General features: G+C 44.9%; 13 protein-coding genes. 10 read left to right on the top strand and 3 right to left on the bottom strand.

The annotated features are described in order from the left end of the window. The first annotated feature begins 10 nt into the window (after nt 1-10). Together ACUJFL_RS10465 and rmf are read left to right on the top strand one after the other, a co-directional pair. Nucleotides 11-1,825: a DUF3466 family protein gene (locus ACUJFL_RS10465; RefSeq protein ID WP_445427417.1), complete on the top strand. Its 1,815-nt coding sequence runs from the start codon at nt 11-13 to the stop codon at nt 1,823-1,825. Nucleotides 1,826-2,123: 298 nt separating this feature from the next. Then, nucleotides 2,124-2,306 (top strand): ribosome modulation factor, encoded by a 183-nt coding sequence (gene rmf, locus ACUJFL_RS10460; RefSeq protein WP_229585678.1) that lies wholly within the window; start codon nt 2,124-2,126, stop codon nt 2,304-2,306. Between the two features lie 99 nt (nt 2,307-2,405). Here rmf and fabA read toward each other — a convergent pair whose 3' ends face one another. Continuing rightward, nucleotides 2,406-2,918, bottom strand: a complete 513-nt coding sequence (fabA, locus tag ACUJFL_RS10455) for a bifunctional 3-hydroxydecanoyl-ACP dehydratase/trans-2-decenoyl-ACP isomerase (protein WP_306178421.1) — start codon at nt 2,916-2,918, stop codon at nt 2,406-2,408. Nucleotides 2,919-3,107: 189 nt separating this feature from the next. On the opposite strand from fabA, the gene ACUJFL_RS10450 reads away from it, so the two are divergent. The 3 genes from ACUJFL_RS10450 (at nt 3,108) to ACUJFL_RS10440 (ending at nt 5,094) form a co-directional block, all read left to right on the top strand. Then, the gene (locus ACUJFL_RS10450) at nt 3,108-3,365 is read left to right on the top strand and encodes a hypothetical protein (protein WP_226752197.1); all 258 of its coding nucleotides are present in this window, start codon (nt 3,108-3,110) and stop codon (nt 3,363-3,365) included. Nucleotides 3,366-3,437: 72 nt separating this feature from the next. Further along, entirely contained in the window at nt 3,438-4,298 is an 861-nt protein-coding gene (locus ACUJFL_RS10445; protein WP_445427416.1) for a 6-pyruvoyl trahydropterin synthase family protein, read from the top strand. Continuing rightward, the gene (locus ACUJFL_RS10440) at nt 4,258-5,094 is read left to right on the top strand and encodes a M23 family metallopeptidase (protein ID WP_445427415.1); all 837 of its coding nucleotides are present in this window, start codon (nt 4,258-4,260) and stop codon (nt 5,092-5,094) included. The genes ACUJFL_RS10445 and ACUJFL_RS10440 overlap by 41 nt, the downstream gene beginning before the upstream one ends. 22 nt (nt 5,095-5,116) lie before the next feature. On the opposite strand, the gene ACUJFL_RS10435 is transcribed toward ACUJFL_RS10440, so the two are convergent. Further along, complete coding sequence (locus ACUJFL_RS10435; protein WP_445427414.1) at nt 5,117-6,883, bottom strand: M61 family metallopeptidase; 1,767 nt, start codon at nt 6,881-6,883, stop codon at nt 5,117-5,119. Nucleotides 6,884-7,027: 144 nt separating this feature from the next. Here ACUJFL_RS10435 and ACUJFL_RS10430 point away from each other — a divergent pair, with 144 nt between their 5' ends. The 4 genes from ACUJFL_RS10430 (at nt 7,028) to ACUJFL_RS10415 (ending at nt 10,003) form a co-directional block, all read left to right on the top strand. Beyond that, nucleotides 7,028-7,426 carry an acyl-CoA thioesterase gene (locus ACUJFL_RS10430; protein WP_226752201.1) on the top strand — a complete coding sequence of 133 codons (399 nt, stop codon included), beginning with the start codon at nt 7,028-7,030 and terminating at the stop codon, nt 7,424-7,426. A 71-nt stretch (nt 7,427-7,497) separates the two neighbouring features. Next, nucleotides 7,498-7,965, top strand: coding sequence for an Mpo1 family 2-hydroxy fatty acid dioxygenase (locus ACUJFL_RS10425; protein ID WP_445427413.1), 468 nt, complete (start codon nt 7,498-7,500; stop codon nt 7,963-7,965). Between the two features lie 135 nt (nt 7,966-8,100). Further along, nucleotides 8,101-9,192: a sensor histidine kinase gene (locus ACUJFL_RS10420; RefSeq protein WP_226752203.1), complete on the top strand. Its 1,092-nt coding sequence runs from the start codon at nt 8,101-8,103 to the stop codon at nt 9,190-9,192. Continuing rightward, on the top strand, nt 9,185-10,003 hold the full coding sequence (locus ACUJFL_RS10415; protein ID WP_226752204.1) for a LytR/AlgR family response regulator transcription factor: 819 nt from the start codon (nt 9,185-9,187) through the stop codon (nt 10,001-10,003). The genes ACUJFL_RS10420 and ACUJFL_RS10415 overlap by 8 nt, the downstream gene beginning before the upstream one ends. Before the next feature lie 8 nt (nt 10,004-10,011). Here the strand turns inward: ACUJFL_RS10415 and ACUJFL_RS10410 are convergent, their stop codons facing one another. Next, nucleotides 10,012-11,007 (bottom strand): 6-phosphofructokinase, encoded by a 996-nt coding sequence (locus ACUJFL_RS10410; protein WP_226752205.1) that lies wholly within the window; start codon nt 11,005-11,007, stop codon nt 10,012-10,014. A gap of 163 nt (nt 11,008-11,170) precedes the next feature. Between ACUJFL_RS10410 and ACUJFL_RS10405 the strand changes: the two genes are divergently transcribed. After that, on the top strand, nt 11,171-12,142 hold the full coding sequence (locus tag ACUJFL_RS10405) for a DMT family transporter (RefSeq protein ID WP_445424787.1): 972 nt from the start codon (nt 11,171-11,173) through the stop codon (nt 12,140-12,142). Nucleotides 12,143-12,175: the final 33 nt, after the last annotated feature.

Here is a 12,175-nt window from a genome sequence, read left to right as displayed (position 1 = left end):
GGGGCCATGCATGAAATTATCACCGATCAGCTTAGCATTATTGCCGTTGCTGACAGTATTTACGGCGCAAGCCGCGGTGTATCAGATCGTTGAATTAGATACTACCACTAAAGTTCGTTCCACCTCGGGTGTTGCGGCAACGCCTCAGGGTGAAGTAATTTTAAATGGCAGTACCTTATTAGACTTTGAAATTGATCTTGATGAAATCGATTTTGAGAGTGAAATCATCTTAGCGCTATTTACTGATGAGCAGATCGAAGAAATTAATAATGGGATCTTTAGTTCCACGGTTAAATCCACGTTAATCAACTATCTTAGTTCACAAGCTTTTGTCACTATCCAGCCTGTTGGTTTAACGCGTGTTATACGCCAAACGCAAAACGCTGGGCAATCGCAAGTGGTGTTGCGTGATACGCAGCAGACCAAAAATAACGATGAATTTGCTTATGCCGCGAACAACAGCGGTTATATTGCAGGTATTGCCACCGCGCCATCCTTTAAAAGCACATTCACGCCCACGGCTGCGCCGGTAGCTGAAGGTGAAGATCCGGTTGAGCCAGCCAATCCTTATACAGCCTGGATCCCCGAAGCTGGCTATTTGTTTGGCTATGTAGTTAATGGTCAGCAAAGTACCGCATTACCGCCGCAGTTTTCAAGTTATGGTGGTGGCATGTCAGCGGCTCTTGATATTAATAACACTAATCTGGTGGCGGGTTTCACCTCTACCGGTATTACTACAACCACTCAAGAAACCATTGATTCAATTTGTACTGGCTTTAGTCAGCCATTGCAGTTTTGTTTAAATCAAGTGCTGTCTGCTAGAAGCGTGAATGTGCTTTCCTTGTTAAGCAAAGTACGTTTATATGGAACGGTAGACACTTATACCGAGGGTTATGAAGAGCGTGCTGCTCTTTGGCAATATTCACCAGAGGGTACAGCGGTATTAAATCGCACTTGGGGCTTTTTAGGTGAGAAAGGTACAGGTTTAGCGGCAACGACTTCTGAAGATTATACCGTGCCGGTATATTACAGCCGGGCTAATGCTGTTAATGACAGCGGTATTGCTGTCGGTAGTTCGTTATATTCAGACACCAGCCGTGTTACGACCTTTCTAGATGGTTTTGGTGGTGAATTCCGTATTATTTACAGTGCGCCACATGCCACTATTTTTAATGGTGACAGCGTGACTGGCTTTATTGATACTGAAGAATGGGTGGGTAGTGTCGCTACTGATATTAACAATCAGAATTTAATAGCGGGCTATGCGCTGAAAAACATTAATAGCAGTGTTCGCTCACGTTTTTTTACTTATGATATGAACACGCAAACTTTGCGTTTTCCTGAGGGTTTTTTCAGTAGTTCAGGTACTGAACCGCTGGATATGAATAACCAAGGTCAGGTAGTTGGTCGGGCTGAAGTGATTGTAGGCGGTACTACCTCACGCCGTATTAATGCTTTTCTGTACGATAACGCCAGTAACACCTTTACTAATTTGAACAGTTTAGTGGGATGTGATGCGCCTTACACCTTAGTGGAAGCGAGTTCAATTAATGATGATGGTGTGATCACCGCAACCGCGCTAATTAATCGAGTGGTGTATGGTTATAATGGCGAACCGGTGCTTGATGAAAACGGTGATGTGTTTGAATCTGAGCAAGCGACTACGGTACTTTTACAGCCTATTGCTAACGGCCAAGTTGAAGACTGTAATGCCGAAGACAATACCTATGAACGCAACGCCGGTTCACTTTCAGCGTTATGGATAATGTTGCTAGGTACTTTACCTTTACTGCGTCGTCGCAACCGCGCGCGATTAAGCCGATAACCTATTAGGTTTACGGCATAAAAAAAGCTGCTTCGGCAGCTTTTTTGTTGGCATAACTTCATCGCCTTCGCTATATGCTTTTATGTTTGAAATTCACTTTGCCTTATAGCACTTCCATCTAAAAATAAACAACCGCAAAAACCGACTACTTCTCATGCTGTTAGTCAAAGTCAAGTTGTTTATTATAGTAATTTCGCTTGAACCTTTTGCCGTCTTTGACTATCTATTAAATGTAACATTTAGCTGTTATGGCAGCGCAGTGTTATTTCTAAATAAAAATTGTGAGGAAGATTGCCGTATGAAAAGACAAAAACGTGATCGTCTGGAACGTGCTCATGCTCAAGGTTATCGTGCTGGTGTTACCGGCCGTTCAAAAGAACTTTGTCCTTATCAAAATTTAGACGCTCGTTCTGAGTGGTTAGGTGGCTGGCGGGAGGCCATAGAAGATCGTAACGTAGGTTTATTTAACAAAGGCGCCTAGAATTTATTTACACCTAAACCAAAGCCCCGTACGTAGACGGGGCTTTTTGGTATTAAGCGCTCAGTGCTAAAACGCACTAAAGCTTACAGGCAATAGGTATTAGAAGCTGGAAGTATCTTGAAATAAACCTACTTTGAGATCGGTTGCTACATAGATATCGCGTCCGTCGACACTCACTACACCGTCTCCAATCCCCATAAACAGTTTACGCTTAATCACACGCTTCATATTGATGGTGTAAGTCACTTTCTTCGCCGTTGGCAATACTTGACCAGTAAATTTCACTTCACCAACACCTAAAGCACGCCCTTTACCCGGGCCACCGGCCCAACCTAAGAAAAAACCAACCAGTTGCCACATGGCATCAAGGCCTAAACAACCTGGCATAACCGGATCGCCTTTAAAGTGGCAAGCAAAGAACCACAGCTCAGGGGTAATATCTAATTCGGCAATGATTTGGCCTTTACCATATAAACCGCCTTCTTCAGAGATGTGTACTATGCGATCCATCATTAGCATGTTGTCAGAAGGGAGTTGGCTGTTGCCTGGGCCAAACAATTCACCGTTGCCGCAAGCGATTAAATCTTCTTTTGAAAAGCTATTCTTAGTCATGTATGTTTATCCAATAAAAATGCATCATCAGCTTAGCGAACAGCTGTACGCTAAACAAGTCCGATTTGTTATAGTATTAACGATTTCTGCAGGTAAATCATTCTAAAACGGTTTGTTCAGCGCTGAAACTGAACCAGCCACACTCCGACACCAAGCAGGTGCGGGTAACGCGTTATGATGGAGTGTCCCATGAGTAATGAAAAAAAGCCGGCGTTAAGTAACGCAGAAAAACAACGACGTTACCGCGATCGGCAAAAAGACTCCGGTAAAAAAGAATTACGCGGCTATTTAACACCAGAAGCCTTAAAGTGCTACGAAGATATTGTGCAAAAAACGCAGTGGAACGACAGCACTATTTTGAGCAATGCGCTGCGTTTAATGTATGCCGCACATAAACTTGGCCAAGTGGGGATTTTAAATAGCTGGTTAAATGAACATAAACGCTAAAAGTGACGCCACCGCGTGGTAAAGGTATAATAGGCTTCATTTTTTGCTTGAAGCTTATTTCAGGAAGGCGCCATGATTTTATTTGTGCAGGATCTTACCGTAATTGATTTTTCTTATCTGCATCGGCAGCGTGGCATGTTGGGTGAAAGCTTTATTGTCGATGTCGAGCTACATGGTGCTTTAGATGACACCGCTATGGTGTTCGATTTTGCTAAAGTGAAAAAAGTGATTAAACAAGCGATTGACCAATTAGTTGATCACAAGTTAGCCGTTGCTGCGGCATGTCCTGCGCTTCGTCACAGTGAAGCAGAGCAAATGATTGTGCTGCAGTATCAAAGTGAACGCGGCACCTTACAACTCGCTTGTCCGCCTTCTGCTTTTGCTTTTCTTCCCTGTACAGAGATTAACGAGCAAACGGTAGCCCATTTCCTTGAGCAACAAATAAAACCCTTGTTACCTGATAATGTCGCTAAACTGGTTTTAAAATTACGCAGCGAAGCAATGCGCGGTTTTTATTATCATTACAGTCATGGTTTGAAAAAGCATGATGGTAATTGTCAGCGCATTGCCCATGGTCATCGCTCTACTATTCAAATCTTTGAAGATGGCATGTTAGTGCCACGCTTAAATAAAATGTGGTGCGATCGCTGGGAAGATATTTATTTAGGCAGTAAAGACGATCTCGTTTCGGCCGAAGCCTTGTCGTTTTTAACGCCGGGCAGCGATGATTACAGCTTCCGTTATCAGGCTACCCAAGGTTGGTTCGAGTTATGTATACCTGCCTGTCATTGTGAACTTGTGCCTTGTGATACTACGGTAGAATGTCTGGCCGATTTTATTGCCGATCAGTTAAAAGCGGCCAATGGCAGTAAACAATATAAGGTGGTAGCTTATGAAGGTGTGGGTAAAGGCGCTATTGCTCTGCGCGATTAGTCTTGGGGCTAACGCCGCGGAAGTGGTGTTACATGGCCCATTAACCCAAGGCAGCTTAATTCGCGGTCAAGCCCCTGTTGGGGCCGAGGTATGGTTTAACGAGCAACCGGTTGTTGTTAGTGCGCAAGGGCAGTTTGTTTTTGGTATTGGCCGTGATGCTGCACTACAACATCAACTTAAAGTGGTACATCAAGGCAAGCAACAGCAATTTCCGCTGCGCTTTACCGCCAGAGAATACGATATTCAGCGGATCACCGGCGTGGAGCAAAAGTATGTAGCACCGCCAAAAGAAGTCAGCGCGCGCATTGCCAATGATAGTGCTAAAGTTCGACAAGTTCGCAGCACATTAACTGAACTTCAAGCCATTTTCGCTGAGCCCGTGCGCCCAGCCGCAGGGCGTATTAGTGGTGTTTATGGCAGTCAACGTGTGTTTAACGGCCAACCGCGCAATCCACATTTTGGTTTAGATATTGCCGCTCCGGTAGGTGCACCGGTATTGGCGCCATGGCCAGGTAAGGTGTTACTGGCTGAAGATCTGTATTTTTCAGGGTTAACGGTAATTGTTGATCATGGCTTTGGGGTAAGCTCAACCTTTATGCATTTAAATGCCATTAAAGTAAAGGTTGGGGATACCGTTGCACAAAGCCAACATATTGCCGATATTGGGGCGACAGGCCGCGTAACCGGCCCGCATTTAGATTGGCGTATCAATTGGTTTCAAGAGCGGCTTGACCCGCAACTGTTGTTACCCGAATTTACGCCAAACCAAACGCAGCGTTTAGCGCTTACCCCTTAAAGCTAAAAAGGGTTGTTGAGTTTTAACTCGACAACCAGTTTTTTACTGTTACTTCGTTAGCTACATTTAACATGGCAACTCCTGGTGCAGCCTGTTGTATCGGTAGTGCCAACTCGAGTAATCGATCTTTTCTAAAAATGAATAACGGCTGCACCGAACCCAGCGGTAAACGTAGCATTAGCTCCGTTAAACTCGTTTCGCTGATCTTATAACCGCCCAAGGCCACTAATTGGTCGCCGCTCATTAATCCGGCCTGATGGGCAGCCGAGCCCCGATATAATTGCTGAATAAACACGCCTTGCGCTGTCGTTTTAAGGCTGCAGCCTAAACTGGCTGGCACGACCTTATTGCTTTCACCGGCCAGATCGCTAAAACTGCTGGGCGCGCGCTGTGTTAAGGTTAGGCCTAGTTTGCCCAAGGTTGCTGCCAGCGGTAAGGGTTTGGCTTCATTGATCCAGCTCGTCAATTGGGCAGCGAGTTCGGGTAATTGCCATGCGATGAGTTGCTCGAATATAGCGTTATCCGAGGTGCCTGTTGCAACATGCTGCTGATACAGTTGTTGGCAAAAAGCAGCCAAATTTAATCCTTTAGATTGCAGTTCAGCCTCTAGCAATAAGGCCACTAACGCGCCTTTCGCGTAATAACTGACCACACTGTTAACCGCATTCTCATCTTGTAAATAAAATTTAGTCCACGCCGTAAAGCTGCTATCCGTTAAACTTTGCTGCCTATCTGAGGGGTTGCGACTGACCCGAGTAATTAATTTCTCTAACACTGTTAAATAACGGCTTTGCTCGATAATACCGCTTTTAACTAATGCTAAATCATCAAAGTAAGAGGTAAACCCTTCATAAAGCCATAATTGCCGACTGTACTGCTCTTTATCTAAGACATAGGGCATAAAACATTGTGGTTTTAAGCGTTTTACCCACCAAGTATGAAAGTATTCATGGCTGAATAAGCCCAACAGATTCTGATAGGCTTCGGTTAATTCTGTTTGTTGTACTGCAGGTAAGTCATAGCGATTGCAAAGTAACAAGGTACTAAATTTATGCTCTAAGCCACCATAGCCTTGCTCGGTCACCCAAAGTAAAAACCAATATTGATCTAAATCTCGCGGCAATTCGCCAAATACATCGCGCTGTACCTGGCAAAGCTTAGCGACATCGGCAGTTAAGCGCGCTTCATCATACAGGTTATGACCACTGACCACGACGTAATGCGGCACACCATCCAAATTAAATTGCTGCACATTAAAAATCCCCACCAGTAAGGGGCTATCTATCAGATGATCATAGTTGTCCGCCTGATAACAACCAAAGTCGAGCGGGGCGGTATGAGTTGCTTTGGGCATGGCCGTAGCAACACGCCATGCCGCGCAGCGAACATCAGTGGGTTTGTGCAGGGTCAGTGAATGGGGCTGTGCCGTCATTTCACTGACGTTTAAACACAGACAAGCCGGGTTAAGCACTGCCAGTTCATCATCAACATAGGCTGCGCGAACCGATAAATCATTAGCGTAAACTTGGTAAGTTACGGTGACCGGTTGTTGCCCACAACTGAGCTGCCAAGATTGTTTATCACGTTGCGCCAGATGAAGTTCACCGTTGGCATCATAAGCACGGATGTTGACAATATGTCGCGCAAAATTCCGCACAAGGTAACTGCCAGGGATCCAAGCCGGCAGGGTTAAATGATGCACTGCGCTGCTAGGCTCAAAATGCAGCGATAGGGTGAGTAGATGCGCACTGATATCATCAAAGGTTATTTCATACTGCACGGCTGACATAACGAGATCTCCAAAGGCTTATGCTAACGGCTAATTGAACACTATTATGCCGTTTCGTTATTAAATTACCAAATGTGCCACAAGTGTTCAGCACACAGGGCTGACATCACGTATAATATGACCATTTATCAGTTAAGGAATTTTATGTCTAACGAAGCCCTCATCATAAAGCGCATGGAATATGCGGTTACTCGAGTGACAAAAACGGTATTTCCTGGGCGCACCAATCATCATAATACGTTATTCGGTGGTGAAGCCTTAGCTTGGATGGATGAAGCCGCTTTTATTGCGGCGACGCGTTTTTGTCGTAAGCCATTAGTTACCGTGTGTTCCGATCGCGTCGATTTTAAAGAATCCATTGCGGCGGGAGATATTGTCGAGTTAGTTGCCCGTGTTGCGCACGTCGGTCGTACCAGTATTAAAGTGCAGGTCGATATTTTTGTTGAAAACATGTACAACGACAATCAACACAAAGCCATTTCGGGTAGCTTTACTTTTGTCGCTTTAGATGAAGATCGCAAACCCACACCGGTGCTAGGCTAAGTTGCACTTGTATAACTGGCCTGACCTTGTTATGTTGCATTAAAAATTAGCCCTGCCAGAGAGTTAGCCACATGAAGACAGCAACAGAGTGGTTTAGTGAATACGCCGTTAGTCATCAAAACCCGGTGAATAAAGCCATCCATTGGGTAGCGGTGCCGCTTATTTACGCGTCGGTGTTGGGTTTGCTGTGGCAGATCCCTATGCCATTTTCAGGCTTGGCAGAGCAGGGCATTAATTGGGCTTTGTTACTGGTAATGCCCGCGTTACTTTTTTACTTTTTACTCGCTTTTAGTTTAGGCCTTGGCATGACCATCTTTACCGCTGCCGTGGTGACAGCGCTAAGAGCATTGGAGCAACAAAGCCTGTTTGCCATTTGGCAAATTGCCGCTGCGGTGTTTGTATTGATGTGGATCTTACAATTTATTGGCCACAAAATTGAGGGTAAAAAACCGTCATTCTTTCAAGATCTGGCCTTTCTGTTGATTGGTCCTGCCTGGTTACTCGGTTTCATTTTGCAACGTTTTCGCATTCGCTATTAATTTAGTTTGTGAAGTGTGCGCGGTTTTATGGCCAAAGTTGCGATTAATGTCTGGTTGTATACGGCAGGTAGCCGAGGCATTATGCGCAGCTATCGTTATAATGCATTTCTATTATGATAGAAACCGGCGTCAACATTGAATAAACTTTTCGAAGATAGAAACCGACAATTCTGGATCCTGCATTCTCTCGGCTGGCTCGGTTTCGCTATAGTCAATTATCTCAGCTCTCTGATGTTAGACACCCGAGATGCTTTTCTGATCGTGATTAGTCTCGATGCTTATGTTGGTTGGTTATTAACCATACCGCTGCGCTATCTTTATCGTAAAGTCTGGTTCTGGGAACCGTGGAAAATGGTGCTGGTTATTTTGGCAGCGGCATTATTAACGGCGTTAGTTTGGACGGTGATCCGCAATTTTAACTATTGGGAGATCTATCGACATGGCTATCGCCCAGCAGACTGGTTTTTATATATCCGTGATACGCCCGTGGCCTTTTACGTTATGCTTAGTTGGAGTGGCTTGTATTTTGGTATTAAGTACTATCAAACCTTACAACTAGAAAAACAAAAACTGCTTACGGCGATGAATAAAGCGCATGAAGCGCAATTAAAAATGCTACGGTATCAGCTAAACCCCCATTTTTTATTTAATACACTGAATGCCATCTCAACCTTAGTATTAATTAACGATAACGATACTGCCAATAAGATGGTCAGCCGTTTAAGCGATTTCTTACGCTATTCGCTGTATAAAGACCCGATTAATAAGGTCATGCTTGAGCAAGAGATCTATGCGGCGAGGTTGTACTTAGAAATTGAAAAGGTGCGATTCTCAGAACGACTAGCAATAGTGATCGATTTAGAGCCTGGCACCGAAAAAGCTTTAGTGCCCAGTTTAATTTTGCAGCCATTAATTGAAAACGCCATTAAGTATGCGGTGGCAAGTCAAGTGGATGGAGGCGAGATCACCATCAAAGCCAAACGCTTTGGCCATGATCTATTGCTTGAGGTGGCCGACAATGGCCCAGGCATGCCGTTAGTTGATGGCTTAGTTAAAGCGGCTGACAACACGGACAGTGGCGTTGGATTAGTGAATACACGAGAAAGACTGGCTGCGTTGTACGACAATGATTTTGCTTTGGTATTAACTCATAATCAACCGCAAGGTGTAAAAGTGAATATCAGAATTCCATTACAACTAGAGAAGACGGATATTGAACATGCTTAATGTAATCGTAGTGGATGACGAACCCTTAGCGCGCAGAGGTATGTTAGTTCGATTAGCTGCATTTCCTGAATTGAAGGTGATTGCAGAATGTGCCAACGGGCCTGATGCATTAAAAGCCATTATTGAGCTGTCACCCGATTTGGTGTTTCTAGATGTCGAAATGCCAGGCATGGACGGTTTTGCAGTGTTAAAACAATTACAGGCGCAAGAAATTAAATTGCCCTACATCGTCTTTGTGACGGCTTATGATCAATATGCCTTTAATGCTTTTGAAGTGAATGCATTAGATTATGTGTTAAAGCCTGTTGAAGCGGATCGGCTGAAAGCGGCGGTAGACAAGGTGATTACTTATCATGGGGCGTCTGACAATCAAAAACATAAAGATCAGCTGGCGGCGGCGGTGGCGCGCTTAACCGGTGATCAAGCCAATCACATCTTAGAGCGTTTAGATAAAGCAGAGCCCGTGGTGAACAGTCGTTTCCCTGAAGCGATCAGTATTAAAGACAGTGGTGAGATCACTCGGGTACCGGTAGCCGAAATCGATTGGGTAGATGCTGCGGGCGATTATATGTGTATTCATACTCGCGATGGCCAAACCCATATTTTACGCCGTACCATGAAAGAATTAGAGAGCGAATTAGATCCAAGGCAATTTGTGCGAGTGCATCGTTCGGCTATTGTCAATGTACAAACCATTGCTAAACTGCAAATGCTTAGCAATGGCGAACATCAATTACTGTTAACTAATGGCCAAGCGGTTAAGGTTAGCCGTAGTTACAAAGACCGTGTAAAACAAGTGTTTAGCCATTAACTGCCCCTTTAATAACTGCCCACTTGCTGTTGCCAGCGCACTAAGTAAGGATCAATCGCCTTAGTGCGATCGCCGGTTTTAGCCAGTGGGTATAGGGTTACCTCACCGTGTACTTCACCGGCCATTTGTAAATGCGCCCCTTGTTGTAAGGCTTCCACTGCATAAGCACCCAGTTTAGTGGCTAAGATGCGATCTGCGCCAACCGGGCTGCCGCCACGTTGAATATGCCCCAAAATACAGGCGCGACATTCAATACCAATCGCTTTAGTTAATGCTTCAGCCAGCGCGGTGGTGCCGCCAGGGTAACTGTTTTCAGCCACCACAATAATGTAACTGGCTTTGCCCATTAACAGTTGAGCATGCTGTATTGGCGTGGTGATTTGACGTAAATCTTTGGGCGTGATTTGACTAAACTCAGGGCAAATAATTTGCTCGGCACCGCCGGCAATCCCTGCGGCTAAACTGATATAACCGCTGTGACGCCCCATCAGTTCCACCAGAAAAATACGTTCAAAGGCATCGGCTGTATCGCGAATTTTATCAATAGCATCCAGTGCTGTATCAATGGCTGTGGCATAACCAATGGTGTTGGTGGTGCCATCAACATCATTATCAATGGTGCCGGGCACGCCAATAATTTGCCCATCATAATACCGGGCAATTTCCAAGGCACCTCGAAAACTACCATCGCCACCAATCACAATTAAGGCATCGATATTCAATTGCTGTAGGTTATCGGCGGCCAGTTTGGGGCCTTCTGGCGTTTGCAAAGCAGGGCAACGTGCACTTTTTAATATGGTGCCGCCGCGTTGAATAATATTATGCACATGCTGCGGTAGTAAGGTGCGGTATTCTTGTTCTAATAAACCGATGTAGCCGTGCTCAAAGCCGATCACTTCGATACGACACGCCGCCGCCGTTAGCACCACGGCTCGGATGGCGGCGTTCATTCCTGGCGCATCTCCGCCTGAGGTCAGTAATGCAATCCGCTTAATCGTAGCCATATAATTATTCTCCTTTGCCATAAGCCTTGATTATAACGACAGATCTCTAATTTACTTTGATTTATCGCAATTTGATAGAAACACCGCGACAGTAGGCCGAGTTTTAAGCGACAATATAAACCCTTCTTGTTGATTCGTTATTTTGTTTAGGAAAACCTGCGGCATGCATCAAATTACCGGTAAAACCTTGATCGGTTTCTTACTCGCCTTAACCACCGCCGTGCTGTGGGGGGTATTACCCATCGCATTAAAAGTGCTATTGGAGGTATTTACCACCAATACCATTACTGCTATTCGTTTTTTGTTTGCGGCTTTGATGGTAGGGGTTTGGCTTGGACTAAGAGGTAAGTTGCCGTCATTGGCGTTAATGAAACAGCGCAAAATCTTTATCTTAATGGCCATTGCCGTGGTGGGTTTGCTGCTAAACTACATTTTATATTTATCTGGTCTGAATAACTTAACCGCAGAAACCGCGCAAACCTTAATACAATTAGCGCCATTTTTAATGATGCTTGGCGGTATTATTATTTTTAAAGAACGTTTGTTACTCTGGCAACGCGTAGGCGCCATATTGTTGGTCAGTGGCTTGTTATTATTTTTTAACGAGCGGCTGCTCAGTTTAATTGTGCAGGCCAGCAATGAAACGCTTGGAGTGATCTTAGTCATTTTTGCGGCCATTACCTGGGCCGCCTATGCGTTGGCGCAAAAACAGTTGTTGGTCAGTTACAGTTCTAAGCAAATTATGTATCTGATTTACTTTGCCGGGAGTATTGCTTTTATTCCGGTATCAGACTTCACGCCACTGGGGCAATTAAGTGTACTGCAATGGTCATTGCTGCTGTTTTGTTGTTTAAACACGGTGGTAGCTTATGGCGCTTTTGCCGAAGCCTTACACCATTGGGAAGCCTCGAAGGTCAGTGCGGTACTGGCTATTACGCCGTTAATTACCATTTTAAGTGCCAATGTGGTCGCCGCAATTTGGCCGACGTTGTTGGTGCCACAGCAACTGAATATTTGGTCTTGGTTAGGCGCTATCCTAGTGGTAATGGGCTCTGCTTTAACGGCTTTAGCACCGCAGTTCGTACAATATCGCGAAGCACGCCGTGTGAGAAAACTACAACGCGATGTGTTATGACACAAGACAACGACCAAAATATTAAACACGCTA

The sequence above is a fragment of the Alishewanella sp. HL-SH05 genome, from assembly GCF_052655985.1.
Note: the sequence above shows the minus strand (reverse complement) of the source record. Positions and strands in the feature narration are given on the sequence as shown.

What these genes read in the sequence shown, in the direction of transcription:
- fabA (WP_306178421.1), bottom strand. Translation starts at nt 2,918, where the DNA reads ATGACTAAGAATAGCTTTTCAAAAGAAGATTTAATCGCTTGCGGCAAC.
- ACUJFL_RS10410 (WP_226752205.1), bottom strand. Translation starts at nt 11,007, where the DNA reads ATGGCTACGATTAAGCGGATTGCATTACTGACCTCAGGCGGAGATGCG.
- ACUJFL_RS10425 (WP_445427413.1), top strand. Translation starts at nt 7,498, where the DNA reads ATGAAGACAGCAACAGAGTGGTTTAGTGAATACGCCGTTAGTCATCAA.
- ACUJFL_RS10430 (WP_226752201.1), top strand. Translation starts at nt 7,028, where the DNA reads ATGTCTAACGAAGCCCTCATCATAAAGCGCATGGAATATGCGGTTACT.
- ACUJFL_RS10465 (WP_445427417.1), top strand. Translation starts at nt 11, where the DNA reads ATGAAATTATCACCGATCAGCTTAGCATTATTGCCGTTGCTGACAGTA.
- ACUJFL_RS10440 (WP_445427415.1), top strand. Translation starts at nt 4,258, where the DNA reads ATGAAGGTGTGGGTAAAGGCGCTATTGCTCTGCGCGATTAGTCTTGGG.
- rmf (WP_229585678.1), top strand. Translation starts at nt 2,124, where the DNA reads ATGAAAAGACAAAAACGTGATCGTCTGGAACGTGCTCATGCTCAAGGT.
- ACUJFL_RS10415 (WP_226752204.1), top strand. Translation starts at nt 9,185, where the DNA reads ATGCTTAATGTAATCGTAGTGGATGACGAACCCTTAGCGCGCAGAGGT.
- ACUJFL_RS10405 (WP_445424787.1), top strand. Translation starts at nt 11,171, where the DNA reads ATGCATCAAATTACCGGTAAAACCTTGATCGGTTTCTTACTCGCCTTA.
- ACUJFL_RS10435 (WP_445427414.1), bottom strand. Translation starts at nt 6,883, where the DNA reads ATGTCAGCCGTGCAGTATGAAATAACCTTTGATGATATCAGTGCGCAT.
- ACUJFL_RS10445 (WP_445427416.1), top strand. Translation starts at nt 3,438, where the DNA reads ATGATTTTATTTGTGCAGGATCTTACCGTAATTGATTTTTCTTATCTG.
- ACUJFL_RS10450 (WP_226752197.1), top strand. Translation starts at nt 3,108, where the DNA reads ATGAGTAATGAAAAAAAGCCGGCGTTAAGTAACGCAGAAAAACAACGA.